The 22,788-nt window shown below is 74.5% G+C and carries 5 protein-coding genes; 2 read left to right on the top strand and 3 right to left on the bottom strand.

Going from position 1 to position 22,788, the window contains the following annotated elements; translation table 11 throughout:
• Window positions 1-108: 108 nt before the first annotated feature.
• Window positions 109-588, top strand: coding sequence for an RICIN domain-containing protein (locus tag ACIQHQ_RS31300; RefSeq protein ID WP_402618277.1), 480 nt, complete (start codon window positions 109-111; stop codon window positions 586-588).
• A 418-nt stretch (window positions 589-1,006) separates the two neighbouring features.
• Window positions 1,007-1,339 (top strand): hypothetical protein, encoded by a 333-nt coding sequence (locus ACIQHQ_RS31295; RefSeq protein WP_402618275.1) that lies wholly within the window; start codon window positions 1,007-1,009, stop codon window positions 1,337-1,339.
• 611 nt (window positions 1,340-1,950) lie between these two features.
• On the opposite strand, the gene ACIQHQ_RS31290 is transcribed toward ACIQHQ_RS31295, so the two are convergent.
• From ACIQHQ_RS31290 to ACIQHQ_RS31280, 3 genes are all read right to left on the bottom strand, one after another.
• Window positions 1,951-2,463, bottom strand: a complete 513-nt coding sequence (locus ACIQHQ_RS31290) for a GNAT family N-acetyltransferase (RefSeq protein ID WP_402618272.1) — start codon at window positions 2,461-2,463, stop codon at window positions 1,951-1,953.
• Window positions 2,464-2,565: 102 nt separating this feature from the next.
• Window positions 2,566-2,769: an MbtH family NRPS accessory protein gene (locus ACIQHQ_RS31285; protein WP_309060599.1), complete on the bottom strand. Its 204-nt coding sequence runs from the start codon at window positions 2,767-2,769 to the stop codon at window positions 2,566-2,568.
• A gap of 99 nt (window positions 2,770-2,868) precedes the next feature.
• Complete coding sequence (locus ACIQHQ_RS31280) at window positions 2,869-22,788, bottom strand: non-ribosomal peptide synthase/polyketide synthase (protein ID WP_402618269.1); 19,920 nt, start codon at window positions 22,786-22,788, stop codon at window positions 2,869-2,871.

Genomic DNA, 22,788 nt, shown 5'->3' with positions numbered 1-22,788 from the left:
AACGACCGGTTCGCCCAGCTGTGGAGCAACAGCCAGCTATTTACGCTGAGTTGCAGGAGCGGCGCGCCACGCTCCTGTGAAGAACTCTCGAGGCTGAGGAGCACTGACTTGAGCGACCTCCTACTGCTCGCCGGCGGATCGGTGACGATGACCCACCACGTCACCGGCACCTACTTCATGTGCAACGGCTGGCACGACGGTGTCGGCAACCACACCCAGACCTGGGCACAGGACCCGTTCGCCAAGGACAACAACTCGCACCGGTGGTTCCTGCGGCAGAACGCCGACGGCACCGTGCGCATCGAGTCGTACACCAACCACCGCTGCCTCACCGCGGGGGCCAACCCGCCCGACACCGTGACCCTCCGAGAACGCACCGACAGCCTCGGCCAGCACTGGCGGCTGGTGTCCCACGCGGAACGAGGCAACGACTTCTACATGGTCTCGGTCGTGCACCCGCGCTACGCCCTGGCCATCGCCGACCACCTCCAGGGCAACGACCGGCTGGTAGGCCTGACCCGCATGTGGGGCGGACCGAACCTCTCCCAGTTGTGGCGGATCTACCCCTCGTCCGAGGACCAGGGATGATCCCGAGCGACCAGGCGCGCCTCCCCACCGCGGGGAGCGCGAACTGAACCGTGACGGTCTATCAGCGGGTGAGCGCCGAGCGCCGGCCACGACGGCGATGCAGCGGCGGTCACCCGCAGCTGGACGTCACCGGACCGCCTTCCCGAAGTCCTTTCAAGACCCGCATGTCCACCGAGTCACCTGCGTGCCGGGCGAGCAGACCGGTGGGGTCGGTCCATCCGGTGGTGCGACGGTGAGCGGTCGGCCCGGACGCACCGAACGCCGAAGGCAGTGCCGCCGCAGATCTTCTTCAGCCGACCTGATCCGAACGGCACTCCCTGGACCGGGCACCCTGACAGACGTCAGGTGCCCACGGCCGCCCCCCATGCCCTTCACTGAGGTCAGCACAAGCACACCGCAACCTCTCGGGGGCACGATAATGATCCACCGTAAGAAGATGTTCGCCGCAGGTGTCGCCACCACCGTCTCGGCGGTGGCCCTGTCCGTCGGCGCCATGGCCGCCCCGGCGTCGGCCGCGGGCTCGGTCGACTGCCGTGGCGCGGTCCACGGTGTCGACACGGACCGGGGCATCGCCAGCTGCACGAACAACAGCGACCGCACCATCCGGTTCCGCGCCGAGGTGGTCTGCGGCCGGGCCCCCGACGTCTCCGGTGACTGGGTGACCCTGAACCCGGGCCAGTACGGCCAGTCCTCCGCCACCTGTGCCTGGTACAGCACGGGTGTCGGCAGCGTCGGCTGGACCATCGAGTAGTACCCGGACGAACGGGGGAAGGAGCGGCGGCCGGATGCTCTCAGGAGTACGGCCGCCGCTGCGTCATGAGGACAGCGACCGTCCCTCTCCCCGCTTCCGCACCAGCCCCTGTCCGGGCTTGCCGCGGCGCCCACTCCGTCGCCGTGTGTGCCGCACCGTCCGGCCTGTGGCGATCGCCGTGGCGTCCGGTGTCCATGCGGGATACCGCGACCAGTACGTCGTCAGACCCCGCCGCCGCTGCGGAGGTGCTGCTCCCGGCCGTCGTCGAAGAGTGCCGCCGTGGCCCGTGGCGAGTCGACGATGTCCGTCAAGCTCCACAGACCGCCGCCTGCATGGGGATCGCCTCCGTGCGGGGCTCTTGGTGTGCTGCGAGGCCATTCATCGCTTGGACGAGTCCTCGAGCCGCAAGTTTGTCCAGGATCGGCTGATGCCTCATTCCCCGAAGCATGACCAGAGCGTAACGGCACGGGGCTGACGGACCCCCAGATCGACAAGGGGCCGCTCGGGGTCAGCGGCCGCACCGTGTCGGACGCCGTTTCTCCGACACAGGGAAAGTGGGTCAGGTCGGTAGTGCCCAGCGCCTCGAGAGCGAACCGAGACGCCCTCCTGGGTCATTCGGCTTCCGTTGTCGCAATCACCATCAGCCTGGTCACCTTCCCGTCGTCGCCGGTCACGTCCCGCACGTGCCGGAAGCCCAGGCGGCGGCACATGGCCAGGCTGGCGGCGTTGTCGGCTCCGACCATGCCGTAGGCCTCCTTCAACCCGAGGTTGTCGGCGGCGTGGCGCAGCAGGCCGTGGACCGCTTCCGTACCGAGACCGTGACCCCAGTAGGGAGGTGCCAGGGCGGCGATCAGCTCGTGTCCGTCGACGTTTCCGGTCTTCTTCACCTCGGCGTGCCCGACGAAGACGTCCTCCTGCCACAGTCCCCACACGTCGAACCGGCGCTGCGGGTAGACGTCGTCGAGGATGGTGCGGAACAACATGCGGACGTCCGCCTCGGGCACGCGTTCCTGGCCCATCCAGCGGCAGACCTCCTCGTCGCGCAGCAGGGCCACGAAGGCGTCCTCGTCCTCGGGACGATAGGGGCGGAAGGTGAGTCGTGCGGTGTGCAGGACCGGTGTCATCAGGGCTCCTCGGGATGGGCGGACAGGCGGGCGGACCGGGCCGGGCCGCGCTGCTGGAAAGGCGCGCCCCGGCCCGGTCCCGCATGGCTCCGCGCGAGCGCGTCAGGCTTCGGCGTTCTCCATGCGCTCACGCAGGCTGCGCGGGCGCATGTCGGTCCACACCTCGTCGACGTATGCGGAGCACTCGGCCTCCGTGCCCTCCTTGCCGACGGGCTGCCAGCCGGCGGGCACCTCGATGTCGGCGGGCCACAGCGAGTACTGCTCCTCGTCGTTGCGCAGCACCTGGTAGCGGGTGTTCTCGTCCATGTCTGTCGGCTCGCTCTCTTCGTTCGTTCGTGACGGGTGGTGGCGGTTCGGGTCGGTCGTGCGGTGACGGCGGTGGGGCTCGGCCCACGGGGCGGGGCCTCACCGGCGGTCGCGGGCGTGGCGGGCGATGTGGCGCAGCGCCTGGGCGAAGTCCTCGGCGACCCGCCGCACCGTGCCGGTGGGGTGCAGGGCGGGCCGGTGGTGCCAGGTGAAGGACAGCCGGCCGCGCTGGACCGCGCCGACGATCTCCAGCGGGTGGGACCCGCTGTCGCGTGGGTCGTGGTGGCGGCCGAACGAGCCGTGCTCGGCGCGCACCAGGCCGTCACCGGCGTGTTCGGGGCGGGCGTCCCACTGCCCGAGGTAGTTGAAGACGACCTGTCCGTGTGCGGCCCGTCCCAGGCGTTCACGCACCTCGGGAGGGCCGAAGGTGCGCAGCGCGCCGAAGCCGAGCCCGTTGCCGGGCACGGCGCGCAGTTGGCGGCGTACCGACTTCACCAGGTTCCGCCAGTCGCGGGCGGGACCGAGGTCGGCGGGGTCCGGCACGTGGAGGGCGACGGGGTGGACGGTGGTGAACCAGCCGACCGTGCGGGTCAGGTCGACGTCGTCGAGGACGTCTTCGCGGCCGTGTCCCTCCAGGTCCAGGCGGATCTCCTCGCGGCCGGTCCAGCGGGCCAGGGCGAGGGCGAGGGCGGCGAGCAGCACGTCGTTGACGCGAGTGCGGTAGGCGGTCGGCGCCGCGCGCAGCAGCGCTTCGGTGTCCGCCTCGTTCAGTTCGACGGTGAGCGTGTCGACGGCGCCCGTCTCCGCCCCTGCCGTTGTCTCGGCCGGGAGTGGTTCGGCGTTCACCGCGCGTTCCCAGTAGGGCAGTTCGTGGTCGAGGGCACCGGCCGCGACATGCGCGGCGAGGCCTCGGGCCCAGTCGCGGAACGAGGTGGTGCGTTCGCCCAGTGTCACGGGTTCGCCCTGGGCGGCCTGCCGGTAGGCGGCCTCCAGGTCGTCGCGCAGGATGCGCCAGGAGACGGCGTCCACGACCAAGTGATGGGCGACCAGGAGGAGGAATGCGGGCCGGTCGGCGGCGCCGGTGAACAGGGCCGCCCGCAGCAGCGGGCCGCGTGCCAGGTCGAAGGAGGTGTGCAGGTCGTCGGCGGTCTTCTCCATCGCCGCGTCGGCCTCGGTGGAGGTCAGTCCGCTGAGGTCGTGGCGGGTCAGGAGACGGTCGCGGTCGGTGTCGGTCGCCGGCGGGTTGAACTGGCGCCAGCCGTCCTGGTCCGCCGTGAAGTGCATGCGCAGAGCGTCGTGGTGGTCGAGCAGGGCGTCGAGGGCCGTTTCCAGAGTGGTGGCGTCCACGCCGGAGGCGAGTTCCACCAGCAGGGACTGGTTGAAGTGGGCGTGGCTGGCGCGCGGGCTGGTCAGGAACCAGTGCTGGATGGGGGTGAGCGGTACTTCTCCGCTCACCGCTTCGCTCCGGGAGGGCCGGGGCGCGGCGGTGACGACGTCGGCCAGCTCGGCGACGGTCTGATGGGTGAACAGGTCTCGGGTGGTCAGGTGCAGTCCGTCGCGCCGCAGCCGTGAGACGACCTGCATGCTGAGGATCGAATCGCCGCCGAGATGGAAGAAGTTGTCGTGCGCCCCGATGTCGGCCACGCCGAGGACGTCGGCCCAGATGCGGGCGATGCGGCGCTCGGTGTCGGTGCGCGGTGGCGTGTGCGGGCCGGTGGCGGTGTGGGTGGGGCCGGGTTCGGGCAGCGCGCCCCGGTCGGTCTTGCCGTTCGCGGTGAGCGGCAGCCGTGCCAGCGGTACGAACGCCGAGGGGATCATGTGCGGCGGGAGCAGCCCGGCGAGGTGGTCGCGCAGCTCGGGTCCCGGGAGTGCCTCCGGGGAGCCCTCGGCAGGGACGACGTGGGCGACCAGCCGTCCGCCGGAGCGGCCGTCCGGGTCGCTGCCGCCGCCGCGTACGGTGACCACCGCGTCGCGCACGAGCGGACTGGTGCGCAGCGCGCTCTCGATCTCTCCGGGTTCGATGCGGAAGCCGCGCAGTTTGACCTGGTCGTCGGCGCGTCCGGCGAAGCGCAGTTCGCCGCTCGCGTCCCAGCGGGCCAGGTCGCCGGTGCGGTACATGCGCTCTCCGGGGGCGCCGAACGGGTCGGCGACGAAGCGGGACGCGGTCAGGCCGGGCCGGTCGAGGTAGCCGCGGGCCAGTCCGGGTCCGGATACGTACAGTTCGCCGGTGACACCGGGCGGGACGGGGCGCAGGGCGGCGTCCAGCACGTGGACGCGGGTGGCGCCGGCGGGGCGTCCGATGGGCGGGGTGCCCGTGCCCGGGACGAGCGGGCCGGTCCAGGTGGCGACGACGGTGGCCTCGGTCGGGCCGTACGAGTTGATCATCCGCCGGCCGGGGGCCCACCGTTCGACGAGGTGGGCGGGGCAGGCCTCGGCTCCGACGATGAGGGTGCGCAGGTGCGGCAGGGTGTCGGCGGTCTCGGGAGCGACCGTCGCGAGGGCGGCGGGCGGGATCAGCGTGTGGCTGACGCGTCGCTCGGCGAGGGCCTGGGCGAGGCGCTCGCCGACGAGGGGGCCCTCCTCCCCCGTGATCAGGGTGGCTCCGCTGAGCAGGGATACGCACAGCTCCAGTACGGAGGCGTCGAAGCTGGGTGAGGCGAACTGGAGGACCCGGTCGCCCGGGCCGGCGTCGTAGCGGTCGGCGGCTGCCGCGGCGAAGGCGGCGAGGCCGCGGTGCGGCACCGTCACCCCCTTCGGCGTGCCCGTGGAGCCGGACGTGTAGATCACGTACGCCGGGTGGTCGACGGTCAGCGCCGTCGTGCGGTCGGCGTCCGTGGGGGCGGTGTCCGGGCCGTCCGCGTCCCATACGGCGGCGGGGTCGTCCAGGACGAGGCAGGCGCCCGCGTCGCGCAGCATGAACTCCCGGCGTTGCTGCGGGTAGTCCGGGTCGACGGGCAGGAAGGCGCCGCCGGCCTTGGTGACGGCGAGCTGCGCCACGACCGTCTCGGCGCTGCGGGGCAGGGCCAGCGCCACGATCCGCTCGGGTCCCGCGCCCCGGGCGATGAGGCGGTGTGCCAGTCGGTTGGCGGCGCGTTCGACGTGCGCGTAGGTCAGCTCGCGGCCGTCGGCGTCGGCCAGGGCGACGGCGTCGGGGGTGCGGGCGGCCTGTCGTTCGAACAGCTCGGGCAGGGTCGCCGCCGGGATGGGGCGGGCGGTGCCGCGGCCCTGGTCGAGAACGGCCTTGAGCGTCTCGTCGGTGGCGAGGGGCAGGGCGCCCAGGGGCCGGTCGGGGTCGTCGGCGACGGCGGTCAGGAGGGTGGCGAGCTGGTCGGCCATGCGTTCGGCGGTGGCCGCGTCGAACAGGTCGGTGTTGTAGGTGAGGACGCCGTGCAGTTCCCCGGTGCCGACCTCGGCGAACTCCAGGGTGAGGTCGAACGCGGCGTGCCGCAGCTCGGTGTCGACGTCGGTGACCTCGATGCCGGGCAGGTCGAGGGCGGCGGCCGGGGCGTTCTGGAGGACCACCATGACCTGGAACAAAGGGGTGCGGCTGGTGTCGCGGACCGGCTGCACCTCGTCCACCACCTGCTCGAACGGCGCCTCCTGGTGGGCGAAGGCGTCGAGGACGGTGCCGCGGACCTCGCCGAGGAACTCGGGGAAGGGGCGGTCGGGTTCGACGCGGGAGCGCAGGACGAGGGTGTTGACGAAGAACCCGACGAGGTGCTGGGTCTCGGCGCGGTCGCGGCCGGAGGTGACCGTGCCGACGGTGATGTCCTCACCGCCGGTCAGCCGGGCCAGGTAGGCCTGGGCGGCGGCGACCAGCGTGGTGAAGAGGGTGGCCTGCCGGTCCCGGCCCACCCTGGCGAGGCGGCGGGTCGTGTCGCGGGGCAGGACGAGGCGGACCGTGGCGCCGTGGTGGGTGCGCACCGCCGGACGGGGCCGGTCGGTGGGCAGGTCGAGCGTCTCCAGCCCGGCCAGGTGCTCCTTCCAGTACGCGAGGTGGTCGTCCGTGCCGCGCCCGCGCTGCCAGTGGGCGTAGTCGGCGTACTGCACCGGCAGCGGCTCCAACGTGCCTGTCTCCGCACCGACTTCGGCGCGGTAGAAGTGGGCGAGGTCTGCGGTGAGCACGCCCGTGGACCAGCCGTCGGTGACGATGTGGTGCAGGGTCAGCGTCAGGACGTGCTCGTCGTCCGCGAGCCTGATCAGTCCCGTGTGCAGGAGCGGACCGCTCCGCAGGTCGAAGGTGCGGGCGCGTTCGGCCTCCAGCAGGTCCGCGAGCCGCTTCCCCCGGTCGGGACCGGCCTCTGCCGACAGGTCGTGCAGCGTCAAGGGCACGTCCCGCGCAGGATGGACGATCTGCACGCCGTGGCCGTCCACCGCGTCGAAGGTGGTGCGCAGCGCCTCGTGCCGCTCGACCAGGGCGCGCAGGGCCGCGGTGAGGGCGGGCACGTCGAGCCGGCCGCGCAGCCGCAGGGCCAGTGCGGTGACGTACTCTCCGCTGCCCGGCGCGAACTCCTCCAGGAACCAGAGGCGTTGCTGGGCGTACGACATCGGGGCGGGCGTGTCACGGCTGACCGGGACGATCGCGGTGGGCGTGGAGTCACCGGGGCGTTCCTCGGTGAGCAGGGCGGCGAGGGCGGCGGGGGTGGGGTGGGTGAACACCGCACGCGGGGACAGGTCGGTGCCGAACGCCTCCGACAGGCGGACGGCCAGCCGGATGCTGAGGATGGAGTCACCGCCCAGCTGGAAGAAGTCGTCCCGCACGCCGGGGCGCGGCCCGGAGAGGACGTCGGCGAAGATCTCCACCGTGCGCCGCTCGGCGTCGGTGCGTGGTTCGGCCGGTGCGTCCTGTGGGTCGCTCGTGGGCTCGGGCGCGGGGAGCGCGGCCCGGTCGACCTTGCCGTTGCGGCTGAGCGGCAGCGCGGGCAGGACGACGAACGCGGACGGGACGAGGTAGTCGGGCAGTGAGCGCCGGGCGAACTCCCGCAGGGCCGTGACGTCATGGATGCCGACGACGTAGGCCACCAGGCGGCGGCTGCCGGGCCGGTCCTCGCGGGCCAGGACCGTCACGTCGGTGACGCCGGGGTGCGCCGCGAGGACCGCCTCGACTTCGCCGGGTTCGACGCGGAAGCCGCGGATCTTCACCTGGTCGTCGGCGCGGCCAAGGAATTCCACGGTGCCGTCGGGCCGGCGGCGGGCCAGGTCGCCGGTGCGGTACATGCGGGTGCCGGGCGGGCCGGCCGGGTCGGCGAGGAAGCGGGCGGCGGTGTCACCGGGACGGCCCAGGTAGCCGCGGGCCACGCCCTCGCCGGCGAGGTACAGCTCGCCGGCGCAGCCCGGCGGCACGGGCCGCAGCCCGCCGTCGAGGATGTGCACGCGGAGGTCGTCGAGCGGGTGGCCGATGGGCACGGTGTCGGGGACGGCGGTCGCGTCGGCGAGCGCGAAGGACGTCGCGAACGTCGTCGTCTCGGTGGGCCCGTAGCCGTCCACGACGGTCAGGCCGGGGCAGGCCGCCAGGACACGGCGGACGGCCGCGGCGGGTACGACGTCGCCGCCGGTCCACACCTGGCGCAGACCGGTGAAGCAGTCCGGTGCGTCCTGCGCCAGCAGACGGAAGAGGCCGGCGGTCAGCCACAGGGCACTCAGAGGGGTGTCACGGACCAGGCGCCGCAGCAGTGCCGCGTCCAGCGGCCGCTCGGGTGCCACGACGACGCAGCCGCCGGTGAGCAGGGGCGCCCACACCTCGAAGGTGGCGGCGTCGAAGGCCACCGGGGAGTGCAGCAGCACCTGCTCGCACACTCCGCCGGTGAAGCGGCTGTCGGTGGCGAGGGCGGCCACGTCACGGTGGCGTACCGCGACCGCTTTGGGTTCGCCGGTCGACCCGGAGGTGAACATCACGTACGCGAGCCGCTCGGGGTCCGCCGGTACGGAAACGGGCGCGCCCGGCACGGGAGTCCGCGTGGCGGCGACGTCCTCGGCGGTCAACCGGGCCGTCGCGCCCGCCCGCTGGATCAGCGTGCGGCGCCGGTCCTCGGGGGCGCGGGCGTCCACGGGCACATAGGCGCCGCCCGCCTTGAGGACGGCGAGCTGGGCGACGACGAGTGCGGCGCCCCGGTCCATCAGCAGCGCCACCCGGTCCTCGGCCCGCAGTCCCTCGGCGAGGAGGCGACAGGCCACGGCGTCCGACCAGTCGTCGAGGTGACGGTAGGTCAGCTGCGTTTCGCCGTCGCGCAGCGCGGGCGCTTCGGGGGTGCGGTAGGCCTGCTCGGTGAACAGATCGACGGGGCTGCGCGGCACCGTCCGCCGGGCGGTGGTGTTCCACCGCTGCAGCAGGGCGCGGTCGTCCTGGGTCAGCGGTTCCAGGCCGGTGACGTCGGCGTCGGTCTCCAGGGCGTCGGCGAGGGCGCGCAGGACGACCGTGAGGCGGTCCGTGAGGCGTTCGGCCGTGTCCGCGTCGAACAGCCGGGCGTCGTAGGCGAGGTCGATACCGAGGCGGTCGCCGAGGTGGGCGCGCAGACACAGCGGGAAAGTGGGCGCGTCCTCGGCCTGTACCTCCTCGACCCGCACACCCGTGCGGGCCGTGGCGGACTCGTCGACGGGGTAGTTCTCGAACACCACCATGCTGTCGAAGAGCGCCTCGCCTGCCGGGGTCTCGCTCAGCGCCTGGATGCGGGGCAGGGCGAGGAAGTCGAAGCGCCGGGTGTCGCTCTGCCGTTCCTGCACCTCCCGCAGCCAGGACGCCGCTCCCCCGCCCGGGACCCGGACGCGGGTGGGCACGGTGTTGATGAACATGCCGATCATCGACTCCACACCGGGCAGTTCGGCCGGGCGCCCGGAGACGGTGGTGCCGAACACGACGTCGTCGCGGCCGCTGTGGCGGGCCAGCAGCAGCGCCCAAGCGCCCTCGATCACGGTGTTCACCGTCAGCCCGGCCCGGGCGGCGGTCTGCCGCAGTCGCGCCGACAGGTGCTCGTCCAGCTGCCGGTGCGCCAGGGCGGCGGCGCGGGCGCGGTGCTCCTCGGCCGGGGTGCGGTCGTACGGCAGCGGGGTGCGGGCGGGGAACCCGGCGAGGGTCTCGGCCCAGTGGGCCTCGGCGGCGTTCTCGTCCTGGTCGTGCCGCCAGCGCAGGAAGTCGGCGAACGGGCGCCGGAGTGGGGCGGGGGCCGCTCGGCCGCCGGTGAGCGCGGCGTAGCGCTCGCACACCTCGGTGAGCAGTTGCCCGGTGCTCCAGCCGTCCAGGATCAGGTGGTGGGAGGACCACAGCAGCCAGATCTCGTCGCCGGGCAGCGTGGCCAGGGTGATGCGGGTGAGCGGTGCGTTGTTCAGGTCCATGCCCGCCGCGCGGTCGGCGGCCAGCACTTCCTCGATGGCCGCCGCGCGCTCCTCGGGCGTCAGGCGCCGCCAGTCCAGGTGGGTGACGGGCAGCTCCACGCGCCGGTGCACGACCTGCACGGGGTGCGGCAGACCCTGCCAGTGGACGCTGGTGCGCAGGGCCTCCGTACGGTCGGTGACCTGCTGCCAGGCGGCGGCGAAGCCCTGCGGGTCGCTCACCCCGGCCAGGCGGACGGCCACGCGGTCGGAGTAGGCGCCCTCGGTGTCCACCAGGCCGTGGAAGAGCATGCCGGCCTGCAACGGTGTCAGCGGCAGGACGTCGGCCACGTGCCGCCCGTCGCCCACGAGGCGGTCCAGTTCGCTCTGGTCGAGCCCGGCGAGCGGGAAGTCCGACGGGGTGCGGCCGCCCGCGTCCGGGCGGACGCAGTGGGCGGCGATCTCGCGCAGCGCCGCGCACATCTCGTCGGCGAGCGCACGGACGGTGGATTCGTCGTAGACGGCCGGCGGGTAGGTCCAGCCGAGTTCGAGCCGGCCGTCCTGGACCACACCGGTGATGTCCAGCAGGTAGGGCCGGGGGGCGTCGGGGTCGGTGTCGGAGCCGGCCGGTGGCAGGGCGGCGCCGTACAGGCCGCTGCCGCCGCCGTCGGCGTCCCACCGGCCGTGGTAGTTGAAGCCGATGCGCGGTGCCGGCGCGTCGGCCAGCGGGCTGCCGGGCAGGAGGTGGCGCAGCGCGCCGTGGCTCAGGCCGTGCAGGGGCACCGCGCGCAGCTGTTCCTTGACCGAGCGCAGGGTGTCGTGCCAGCCGGCGTCGGGGGCGACGGTCAGCGCGAGGGGGAATTCGGCGGTGAACCAGCCGACCGTCCGCGACAGGTCCAGGTCGTCGAAGAGGTCCTCGCGGCCGTGGCCCTCCACGCCGACGAGTACGCTCTCGCGCCCGCACCAGCGGGCCAGGGTGCGGCCGAGGGCGCTGAGCAGGACGTCGTTGACCTGCGTGCGGTAGGCCTCCGGGACCTGCCGCAGCAGGGCCTGGGTGGTCTCCGGCTCCAGTTCCACGGTGACCGTGGCGGCGGTGCCGTGGGTGTTGGGGCCGGGTCGGCCGGCGGGCAGGTCGGCGGGCGCCGTCGCGGTGCGCCGCCAGTGGTCGAGGTCGCCGTCCAGGGCGCCGGAGCGGGTGTGGGCCTCCAGCCGGGCCGCCCAGTGGCCGTACGCGGTGGTGGCCGGGGGCAGCTCGACGGGGTGCCCGGCGGCGGCCTGCCGGTGGGCGGTCTCCAGGTCGGCCAGCAGGATCCGCCAGGAGACGCCGTCGACGACCAGGTGGTGGACGGTGAACAGCAGGTGGGCGGGCAGGTGCGGGCCGCGGTCGAGGACCAGGACGCGCGCCACCCGGCCCTCGGCTGGGTCGAGGGCGGCGCGGGCCTCGTCCGCGAGGCGGGCCGTCTCGGCCTCCAGGACGGGGCCGTCCAGGCCGGTCACGTCGTGCTGGGTGACGACGCCGTCCGGGACGCCGGGCAGGACCTCCTGGCGCCAGACGTCGTCGGTGCGGCGGAAGCGGGTGCGCAGCGCCGGGTGGTGGCGTACGAGGGCGTCCACGGCGTGGCGCAGGGCGGACAGGTCGGTTCCGGGGGCCAGTTCCAGGCGTTGTGACATGGTGAAGCGCAGCGGGTCGCCGGGGGCGCGGCCGTCGAGGTACCAGCGCTGGATGGGTGCGAGCGGTGCCTCGGCAGGGGCGGCGGTGTCCGCCGCGACAGGCGCCGACTCGCTGACCCGCAGGGCGAGTTCGGCGACGGTCTGGTGGCGGAAGACGTCCTTGGTGGTCAGCGCCAGTCCGGCCTGGCGGGCCCGGGAGACGATCTGGATGCTGAGGATGGAGTCGCCGCCGAGCGCGAAGAAGTTGTCGCGCGCGCCCACCCGTTCGACCCGCAGGACGTCGGCCCAGATCGCGGCCAGCGTCTCCTCGGGGCCGGGGCGGGGCGCCACGTACGCGGCGTCGGATTCGGGCTGCGCGGGCGGGTCGGGCAGGGCACGCCGGTCGGTCTTGCCGCCGGCGGTGCGCGGGATCCGGGCCAGGGGCACGAACGCCGCCGGCACCATGCGGTCGGGCAGGGTGCGCCGCAGCGTGAGGCGCAGTTCGTCGGCGGCCGGGACGGTACCCCCGGCGGGCACGAGGTAGGCGACGAGCATGAGCCGGCCCAGGTGCTCGCGTGCCGTCACGACGGCCTCGGCCACGTCCGGGTGGGCGAGCAGCGCGGCTTCGACCTCGCCGGGCTCGACGCGAAACCCGCGGATCTTGATCTGCTCGTCGGCGCGGCCCAGGAACTCCAGCGCTCCCCGCTCGTCGCGGCGGACGCGGTCGCCGGTGCGGTACATCCGCTCCCCCGGCGCGCCGAACGGGTCGGCGAGGAAACGCGCGGCGGTCAGGCCGGGGCGGTTCAGGTAGCCGCGGGCCACCTGCGCGCCGGCGAGGTACAGCTCGCCCGGCGTGCCGGGCGGCACCGGGCGCAGGGCGCCGTCGAGGACGTAGGCGCGCAGGTTGCCGCCGGGCCGCCCGATGACCGGCCGGTCGGGGTGGTCGGCGACCCGCCCGTAGGTGGCGTCGACGGTGCACTCGGTGGGGCCGTACATGTTGTAGGCGGTGACGCCCAGTTCGGCGGCGGCGCACAGTTCGCGCCAGGTGTCGGGGCCCGTCGCCTCGCCGCCGACGAGCAGGACGCGCGGGTGGTGGCGGCCGGGCGCGAGGAGTCCCGCGGCGAGGAGTTCGCGCAGGAAGGACGGGGTGACGTTGACCAGGTCCAGGCGTCGTTCGGTGATCTGTGCGCAGAACGCCTCGGGGTCCAGGCGTACGTCCTCGTCGACGAGGTGGACCTCCTGGCCGAGGGCGAGCAGCAGCGGCCCCTCCCAGGAGGTGTCGAAGGAGAACGAGGCGCTGAGCGCGGCGCGCAACCGCCGCCCGTCCGCGGTGGGCGGGGCGACGAGTCCTTCGCGGTGGTCGTGGCACAGGTTGACCAGGTGGCGGTGTTCCACGACGACGCCCTTGGGGCGGCCGGTGGAGCCGGAGGTGTAGATGATGTAGGCGGCGTGGTCGGGACGCAGCGGGGCCGGGCGGTCGTGGTCGGTGGGGTTGTGGGCGGGCAGCCGGTCCCACGGCGTGTCGCACAGCGCGTCGGCGGTGAGCACGGTGTGCGGGGCGGCGTCCCCGAGGAGTCCGGCGGCGCGTTCGGCGGGCAGGTCGGGGTCGAGGTAGAGCAGGGTGCCGCCCGCCTTGGCGACGGCGAGGACTGCCACCATCAGGGCGGAAGTGCGCGGCAGTTGTATGGCGACCACCCGTTCGGGGCCGGCGCCCAGGGCCAGCAGGTGGTGGGCGAGCCGGTTCGCGCGCTCGTTCAGGGCGGCGAAGTCGAGGGTGGCGTCCCGGGCCACTAGCGCGGTGGCGTGCGGGGTGCGGGCGGCCTGTGCCTCGAACAGCGCGGGGAAGGTGGTGTCCGGGACGGTGAGGTGCGGTCCCTGCCCATCGTGCAGCACCCGCCGCTGTTCGTCGGCGGTCATCAGCTCCAGCACCCGTACGTCGCGGTCCGGGTCCCGCACCGCCGCTTCCAGCAGCAGCCGCAGGCGGGCGGCCAGGCGGCGGACGGTGTCCTCGTCGAACAGGCCGGTGTTGTACTCCAGGTGGCCGGTGACGCCGCCGTCGCTCTCCACGAAGTCGAAGGCCAGGTCGAAGGTGGCGTGCCGGACCGGCGGCAGGACCGGTTCGGCCTCCAGGCCCGGCAGCGCGGGTGCCTCAGCGCCCAGGTTGTGCAGGGCGACCATGACCTGGAACAGGGGGGTGCGGCTGGTGTCCCGTTCGGGCTGGAGGGCGTCCACGAGCTGTTCGAAGGGCACGTCCTGGTGGGCGAACGCGTCCAGGACGGTTTCGCGCACCTGCTCCAGCAGGACGCGGAACGACATGCCGGGGCGCACCTGGTTGCGCAGCACGAGGGTGTTGACGAACATGCCGACGACGTCGTGCAGTTCGGGACGCTCGCGGCCGGCGGTGACGGTGCCGACGGCGAAGTCGTCCTGGTCCGCCCAGCGGGACAGCAGGACCGTGCACGCGGTCAGCAGGGACATGTACAGGGTGGCGTCCGCCTCCCGACCCCGCTCGCGCAGCCGGTCGGTCAGCTCGGCGGGCAGGGTGAAGGTCACGAGCGCGCCGTCCCGGGTGCGTTCGGCGGGACGCGGCCGGTCGGTCGGCAGCTCGAGAGGCGGTACGCCGTCCAGCTTCTGGCGCCAGTGGGCGAGTTGCCGCTCGGCCTGTTCGGTGCGGGCACGCTGCCAAGTGGCGTGGTCGGCGTACCGGACGGGCAGCTCGGGGAGTTCGGGGCTGCGGCCTTCGAGGGCCGCCGCGTACAGCTCGCCCAGGTCCCGGCCGAGGACGCCGAGCGACCAGCCGTCGGTCACGATGTGGTGAACGGCGAGGGTCAGCACGTGTTCGCCGGCCGCCGTGCGGGCCAGCCGGGCACGCAGCAGCGGCCCGGTCGCCAGGTCGAAGGGCGTGGCGGCCTCGCGCTCCAGCAGCTGCTCCAGCGCGGCCCGCGGGTCGGGGGCGGTGGTGAGGTCGTCCACGGTGACGTCGACCGGGTGCGGCGGGCGCACCAGCTGCCGGGGCTGTCCGTCCTGTTCGGCGAAGGTGGTGCGCAGCGCCTCGTGGCGGGCGACGAGGCCGTTCAGGGCGGTGCGCAGGGCCTGCTCGTCGAGCGGGCCGCGCAGGCGCAGCACGGACAGCGTCGTGTACTCGGTGCTGCCGGGCTCGAACCGGTCGAGGAACCACAGGCGCTGCTGGGCGTACGACAGCGGTGCCGGGGTCTGCGGGGCGGTCGCCGGTATCGCGTCGGCGGGCGGGGCGGAGGCGTCGCCGACCGGGTCGCCCAGTTCGGCGGCGAGCGCGGCCACCGTGCTGTGGGTGAACAGCAGTCTCGGGGAGACGTCGGGGCCGAACGCGGCGCGCAGCCGGGCGGTGACGCGGACGGCGAGGATGGAGTCACCGCCGAGCGCGAAGAAGTCGTCCCCGGCGTACACGTCCTCGGCCCCGAGGACGTCCGACCAGGCGGCGGCGACGGCCCGTTCGGCGGGTGTGCGCGGCAAGGTCCGTTCGGTGTCGGCGGCGTAGCCGTCCGCCGTCGGGGCGGGCAGGGCGCGCCGGTCGAGCTTGCCGTTGACGGTGAGCGGCAGCGCGTCCATCGGCACGTAGGCGGCGGGCACCATGTGGGCGGGCAGCAGCCGTTCCAGGTGGGCGCGCAGCTCGGCGGCGGGAGGCGTCGCGCCGCCGGAGCCGACGACGTGCGCCACCAGCCGGCGGGTGCCGGAGGTGTCCTCGAACACGCCGACGGCGGTTTCGGCGACGCCGGGGTGGGTGTGCAGGGCGGCCTCGATCTCGCCGGGCTCGATGCGGTAGCCGCGGATCTTCACCTGGGCGTCCGCGCGGCCGAGGTACTCCAGGGTGCCGTCGGCCCGCCACTTCGCCCGGTCGCCGGTGCGGTACATGCGGCTGCCTGCCGGGCCGAACGGGTCGGCGAGGAACCGGGTGGCGGTCAGGCCGGGGCGGCCCAGGTAGCCGCGGGCCAGCCCCTCCCCCGCCACGTACAGTTCACCGGTCGCCCCCGGCGGCACGGGTGCCAGGTCCGGGTCGAGCACGTACACCCGCAGGTCGGGGATGGCCACGCCGATGGGGCTGGCGGGGCCGCTCGCCGCGGTGGCGGGGTCGAGCGGGGCGTGGGTGACGTGCACGGTGGTCTCGGTGATGCCGTACATGTTGACCAGGCGCGGGGCGGCGGCCGGGTGGCGTGCCCACCAGTCGGCGAGCCGTCCGACGTCCAGGGCCTCTCCTCCGAAGATCACGGTGCGCAGGGCGAGCCGGTCGCCGGTGTCGGGGTGTTCGGCGTCGGCGCGGATGAGCGGGTAGAACGCGGACGGCGTCTGGTTGAGGACGGTGACCCGCTCGTCGGCCAGCAGCCGCAGGAAGTCCTCCGGGGAGCGGGCGGTCTCGTCGGGCACGACGACGAGCCGGCCGCCGTGCAGCAGCGGGCCCCACAGCTCCCACACGGAGAAGTCGAACGCGTAGGAGTGGAACAGCGTCCACACGTCGTCCGGGCCGAAGCCGAACCACGGTTGGGTGCGGGTGAACAGCCGCACCACGTTGGCGTGCGGGATCACCACGCCCTTGGGCTGGCCGGTGGAGCCGGATGTGTAGATGGCGTAGGCGGGGCTCTCCGGGAGGGGGCGTCGGGCCGGGGCGGGTCCGGTGGCCGGGCGCCGGGCCAGGTCGGCTGCCACGTCCGGGTCGTCGAGGAGGAGGGCGGGCACGCCGGTGCCGTCGGCGCGGTCCGCGGCGGCGCTGGTGGTCACCAGGGTCACCGGGGCGGCGTCGGCGAGGAGGTGGGCGATGCGTTCGGCGGGCGAGTTCGGGTCGATCGGCAGGTAGGCCGCGCCGGTCTTCAGCACGGCCACGATCGCCACGACCTGGTCGGTGGAGCGGGGCAGGGCGAGGGCGACGAACCGCTCGGGTCCGGCGCCGAGTTCGGCGAGCCGGTGGGCGAGGCGGCCGGCGCGGGCGTCGAGGGTCGCGTAGTCCAGGTGCTCGGTTCCGCAGGTGACGGCGACGGCGCCGGGGGTGCGGGCGGCCTGCGCCTCGAACAGGTCCACCAGCGTCTCGGCGGGGCGGCCGCTCTCGGCGCCGTTCCAGTGGGTGAGCATGCGGCGCCGTTCCTCGGCCGTCGTCCAGGCCAGGGTACGCAGCGGCCGGTCGATGCCGTCGGCCAGCCCGGTGAGCAGCAGGCACAGCCGGCCGGCGAGCGCGCGGACGGTCGCGGCGTCGAACAGGGCCGGGTCGTAGGCGAGGTCGAAGCCGAGGCGTTCGCCGTGGTAGGCCCGCAGGACGAGCGGATAGTTGGTGGCGTCGCGGGAGGTCACCTCGGCCAGCCGGATCCCGGAGCCGGCCGTGCGGGCCTCGTCGAAGGGGTAGTTCTCGAAGGCGACCATGCTGTGGAAGAGCGGGCTGCCGGACGGCACGTCGCTCAGCTGGGTCAGCTCGGCGAGCGACACGGCGGCGAATCGTCTCGACTCGGCCTGAGCGTCCTGGAGTCGGCGCAGCCAGTCCCCGGCCGGGTGCGCGGCGTCGACGCGGACGCGGGTGGGCACGGTGTTGATGAACATGCCGACCATCGACTCGACGCCCGGCAGGTCGTCGGGCCGCCCGGAGACGGTGGTGCCGAACACGACGTCGTCCTGCGCGGCGTAGCGGGCCAGCAGGAGGGCCCAGGCGCCCTGCACGACCGTGTTGAGGGTGAGTCCGGCCTCACGGGCGGTGCGCGCGAGACGGGCCGACGTCTCTTGGTCCAGGCCGGCCGTGTGCACGTGCGCGGAGCGGGCCTGGTGAGCCTCGCGCAGGGGGCGGTCGGCGGGCAGCGGGGTGGGTTCGGCGAAGGCGGCGAGGACCCCCTGCCAGTGGGTGCGTGCGGCGTCGGGGTCCTGGCCGGCGAGCCAGTGCACGTAGTCGCCGAAGGGGCGCCGCAGCTGCGGCCGGGACACGGTGCCCGAGGTGAGCGCCGCGTACTCCTCGCACACCTCGGTCAGCACCTGGGCGAGGCTCCAGCCGTCCAGGATGAGGTGGTGGGAGGTCCACAGCACGTGCAGCCGGGCGTCGGGCAGCCGGACCAGGGTCAGCCGCATCAGGGGCGCCGTGGCGAGGTCGATGCCCCGCGCGAGGTCGTCGGCCCGCAGCCGGGCCAGGCGCTCCGCGCGTTCCGCCTCGTCCAGGTCGCGCCAGTCGAGATGGGTGATCGGCACCCGTACATCGCGGCGCACGACCTGGAGGGGCACCGGGACGTCCTCCCAGACCACGCAGGTACGCAGGGCGGGCGTGCGGTCGGTGACGCGCTGCCAGGCGACGGCGAAGGCGTGCGGGTCGGCGACGCCGTCCAGCAGCAGGCCCGCCTGGTCGACGTAGACGTCGTCGGGGCCGCCGACCAGCCGGTGGAAGAGCATGCCCTCCTGCAACGGGGTCAGTGGCAGGAGGTCCTCCACCTCCCGGCCGTCGCCGACGAGCCGGTCCAGGCGGTCCTGGTCGAGACGGGCCAGCGGGAAGTCGGACGGGGTGCGGCCGCCCGCGCCGGGGCGGGCGCAGTGCTCGGTGATCGCGGCGAGCGCGCGGGTCATGCGGTCGGCGAGGTCGCGGACGGTGTTCTCGTCGTGCACCTGGTCGCTGTAGTGCCAGGTGATCCGCAGTTCGCCGTCGGTGACCACGGCGGAGACGTCCAGCAGGTGGTCCAGCGGTTCGCCGGCGTCGATGTCGCGGCCGGGTGCCTCGCCCGCCGGGGCGAAGTCCCCGCCGTCGGCGGCCTCCCACTGGCCGTGGTAGTTGAAGCTGAACTGCGGCAGCGGCACCTCCCGCAGGGCGCGGGCGGCCGGGTCGGGCGAGCCGAGACGGGCCAGGGCCTCGTGGCTCAGGCCGTGCCGGGGCACGGATCGCAGCCGCTCCTTCACGGCCTTGAGGGTGGCGCCCCAGTCGGGTGCCCCGGACGGTCCGGCGGGCGCGAGGGTGACGGGGTACTGGGCGGTGAACCAGCCCACCGTGCGGGACAGGTCCAGCGTGTCGTCCTCGCGGCCGTGGCCCTCCAGCAGGACGGTCACCCGCTCGGCGCCCGTCCAGTCGGCGAGGACCCGGCTGAGCGCGCCGAGGAGGACGTCGTTGACCTGGGTGCGGTAGACCGCGGGCACCCGGCGCAGCAGGGCCTCGGTGGTGGCGCGGTCCACGTGGGTGCCGAGGGTGCGCACCGAGCCGGCCAGCGGAGTGCCGGGGCGGTCCACGGGCAGCGGGGTGCGAGGCTCGGCGGCCTCGGCCGCCCAGTGCGGCAGGTCGGCGTCGAGGTCACCGGCGCGCACCCGGCGCGAGAGGTGCGCGGCCCAGTCGGTGAACGGCGTGGGGACGGGCTCCAGCCGGACCGTCTCGCCCCGGTGCGCCTGCCGGTAGGCCTCGGCGAGGTCGGCGAGCAGGATGCGCCAGGAGACGCTGTCCACCGCCAGGTGGTGTGCCGTGACGAAGAGTTGGGGGCGTTCACCGGACCGGGTCAGCAGGGCGGCGCGCAGCAGGGCGCCGGTCTCCGGGTCGAGTGCGGCGCGGGCGGCGCCGGCGGCCTGTTCGCGCTCTGCCGCCGGGTCGGCGGCGCGGGAGAGGTCGTGGCGGGTGAGCAGGCCGGTGGCCGGGCCCTCGCCGGGGTGCTGGAGCCAGGTGTCCTCCGAGCGGGCGAAGCGGGTGCGCAGCGCCGGGTGGTGGGCGGCCAGTGCCTCCAGGGCGCGCTCCAGGGCCGGCTCGTCCAGGTCGTGGGGCAGGTCCAGCAGCATCGACATGGTGAAGTGCCGCAGCGGGCCGTGGGTGGCGAAGAACCACTCCTGTACGGGGGTCAGCGGCGCCGGTCCCTGCTCGGCCGGGCGCCGGGGCGCGGGCACTTGCGCGGTGCGCACGGACGCGGCGGCGGCGAGGTCGGCGACGGTCTGGTGGCGGAAGACGTCCCGCGAGGTCAGGTGCAGCCCGGCCGCGCGGGCGCGGGAGACGGCCTGGATGCTGAGGATGGAGTCGCCGCCCAGCTCGAAGAAGTTGTCCGTCACCCCGACCCGGCGCGCGCCCAGCACCTCGGCCCAGATGCGGGCGAGGGTCTCCTCCTCTGGGGTGCGCGGGGCGACGAACTCCCGCTCGCGCTCGCCGTGTTCGATGTCGGGGGCAGGCAGGGCACGGCGGTCGACCTTGCCGCTGACCGTCATCGGCAGGGCGTCGAGGACGGTGAAGGTGGAGGGCACCATGTGGTCGGGCAGCACCCGCCGTACGGCCGCCCGCACCTCGCCCGCGGCGGGCGGCGCGTCGCTGTCGGCGGGGACGAGGTAGGCGGCGAGCCGGACGTGGTCGTGCGGATCGGTGACGGCGACGACCGCGGCTGCGGCGACCTCGGGCAGGTCGGTCAGGGCCGCTTCGACCTCGCCGGGCTCGATGCGGTGGCCGCGCACCTTGACCTGGTCGTCGGCGCGCCCGAGGTAGTCCAGGCGTCCGTCGGCGGTCCAGCGGGCCAGGTCGCCGGTGCGGTACATGCGGGCGCCGGGCGGGCCGAACGGGTCGGGCAGGAATCGTGCGGCCGTCAGCCCCGGCCGCCCGCTGTAACCGCGCGCCAGTTGCACACCGGCCAGGTACAGCTCGCCGCCGACGCCGGGCGGCACGGGCCGCAGCCGGTCGTCGAGGACGTAGGCGCGCACGTTGGCCAGCGGCCGTCCCACGGCCGGCCGGCCGTCGCCCTCGATGCGGCAGGCCAGCGCGTCGACGGTGCACTCGGTGGGCCCGTAGAAGTTGTACGCGGCCACGTCCCGCCGTGTCGCCAGTTCCCGCCACAGCGCGGGCCCGACGGCCTCGCCGCCGAGCATGAGGACCCGCGGGTGGTGGCGCGGGTCGTCGAGCAGTCCGGCGGGCAGCAGCTGGCGCAGGTAGGTGGGGGTGAGGTCGAGGAAGTCGATGCGGTGCTCGACGACGTACGCGACCAGGGCGGCGGCGTCCAGCCGGGTCGACTCGTCGACCAGGTGCAGCGGGTGGCCGTCGGCCATCAGCAGCACGCCCTCCAGCGAGGTGTCGAAGGAGAACGACGCCGTCAGCGCCACCCGCAGCGGACCGCCGCCCGCCTCGGCGACGAAGCCCTCGCGGTGGCCCGCCAGGAGGTTCGCCGCGGACCGGTGCGTCACGGCCACGCCCTTGGGGCGGCCGGTGGAGCCGGAGGTGTAGATGACGTAGGCGGTGGTGTCGGGGTGCGGTGGGGCGAGCGGGCCACCGGTGGTGTCCCCGGCCTCCCGCAGTGCGGCCTCGTCCAGCACCAGCGCGGGCCGCGCGTCGTCCAGCAGGAAGCGCACCCGGTCCTTCGGCAGCGCGGGGTCCAGGGGCAGGTAGCCGGCGCCGGCCTTCCAGACGGCGAGGATCGCCACGATCATGTCGGCGGTGCGCGGCAGCGCGAGGGCGACCAGGCGCTCGGGTCCCGCGCCGCGCGCCACCAGATGACGGGCCAGACGGTCGGCGCGCGCGTCGAGCGCCGCGTAGTCGAGGCGGACCTCCCCGGCGACGAGGGCGGTGGCGTGCGGGGTGCGGGCCGCCTGCCGTGCGAACAGCTCCGGCAGGGTCTCCTCGGGCACCGGGCGCGCGGTGGCGTTCCACTCCCGCGTCACCTGCCGCTCCTGCTCGGGCGAGAGCAGCGGCAGGGCGCCGAGGGGGCGGTCGGGATCGGCGGCGGCACCGTCCAGCGTGCGCAGCAGCTGGTCCGCCATGCGCTCGGCGGTGGCCGCGTCGAACAGGTCGGTGCGGTACTCCAGCAGACCGGTCAGTCCGTCCCCGTCGGGCACGAACTCGACGCTCAGGTCGAACGTGGCGGCCCGCCGGGGCACGGTGACCGGAGAGGCGGTCAGGCCGTGCGGGTCGGGTGCCACGGGTGGCGCGGGGTGCAGCAGGACCATCACGTCGAACAGCGGGTTGCGGCCCGCCTCGCGGGTCGCCCCGACGGCCTCGACCAGCCGCTCGAACGGGGTGTCGCCGTGCGCGAAGGCGTCGTTGACGGTGTCCGCGGCGGCGGCGAGCAGCGCGCGGAAGGAACCGCCCGTCTCCACGCGGGTGCGCAGCGCGACGGTGTTGACGAAGAACCCGACGGCCCGCTCCAGGTCGGTGCGCCCGCGTCCGGGGGTGAGCGAGCCGACGGTGATGTCGTCCTGCCCGGACCAGCGGGCCAGCAGCGTCTGGCAGGCGGCGACCAGGGCGGTGAACAGGGTGGTGTGCTGGTCGGCCGCGAGCTGCTTCAGGCGAGCGGTGGTGGCGGCGGGGACGGTGAAGGTGTGCACCGCGCCCGCGCCGGACTCCTCGCCCCGGCGGGGGCGGTCCAGCGGCAGTTCGGGGGCGAGCGCCCCGGACAGTTTCTCCTTCCAGTGCGCCAGGTGACGTTCCAGCCGGGTGCCTGACAGCTGCTCGCGCTGCCAGACGGCGAAGTCCGGGTACTGCGTGGTGACCGGCGCCAGTGCGGGCCGCGCGCCCTGGGCGAGGGCGTCGTAGGCGGTGCACAGCTCGTCCAGCAGGACGCCCATCGACCAGCCGTCGGTGACGATGTGGTGGGCCGTCAGCAGCAGGACGTGCGTGTCGGGTGCCTCCCGCAGCAGCAGGGCGCGCAGCAGCGGCCCGGCCTGAAGGTCGAAGGGCCGCTCGTACTCGGCCAGCAGGGCCGCGTCCGGGTCGGTCCCGGCCTCGTCCGCGGCCGTGAGGTCCCGGACGGGCAGCGGGAGCGGCCCGGCGGGGTGCACGGTCTGCGCGGGGGTGCCGTCGTTCTCCTCGAACGTGGTGCGCAGCGCCTCGTGTCGCGCCACCACGTGCTCCAGTGCGGCGGACAGGGCCGTGTGGTCGAGGGCGCCGGTCAGGCGCAGCGCCACGGCGCTGTTGTAGCGCGGGTCGCCGGGGCGCAGCCGGTCCAGGAACCACAGCCGCTGCTGGGCGAAGGACAACGGCAGCGGCCGGGTGCGGTCGGCGCGCGGGATGGCCTGCCGGGCGGTGGTGCCGGGGGCGCCCGCGGCGGCCCGTCCGGCCAGCCGGCGGCGGAGTGCTTCCTGGAGGTCCTGCGGGAGGGCCTCGGCACGGTTTCGCTTCGAAGACGTCAT

Origin of the sequence: Streptomyces sp. NPDC092370, assembly GCF_044755265.1 — a bacterium.
GTDB lineage: Bacteria > Actinomycetota > Actinomycetes > Streptomycetales > Streptomycetaceae > Streptomyces.
This window is presented reverse-complemented; position numbering and strand designations above follow the sequence as displayed.

Bases quoted from the DNA above. Each gene is read 5' to 3' on its own strand.
- ACIQHQ_RS31295 (WP_402618275.1), top strand. From the start codon at position 1,007: ATGATCCACCGTAAGAAGATGTTCGCCGCAGGTGTCGCCACCACCGTC.
- ACIQHQ_RS31290 (WP_402618272.1), bottom strand. From the start codon at position 2,463: ATGACACCGGTCCTGCACACCGCACGACTCACCTTCCGCCCCTATCGT.
- ACIQHQ_RS31285 (WP_309060599.1), bottom strand. From the start codon at position 2,769: ATGGACGAGAACACCCGCTACCAGGTGCTGCGCAACGACGAGGAGCAG.
- ACIQHQ_RS31280 (WP_402618269.1), bottom strand. From the start codon at position 22,788: ATGACGTCTTCGAAGCGAAACCGTGCCGAGGCCCTCCCGCAGGACCTC.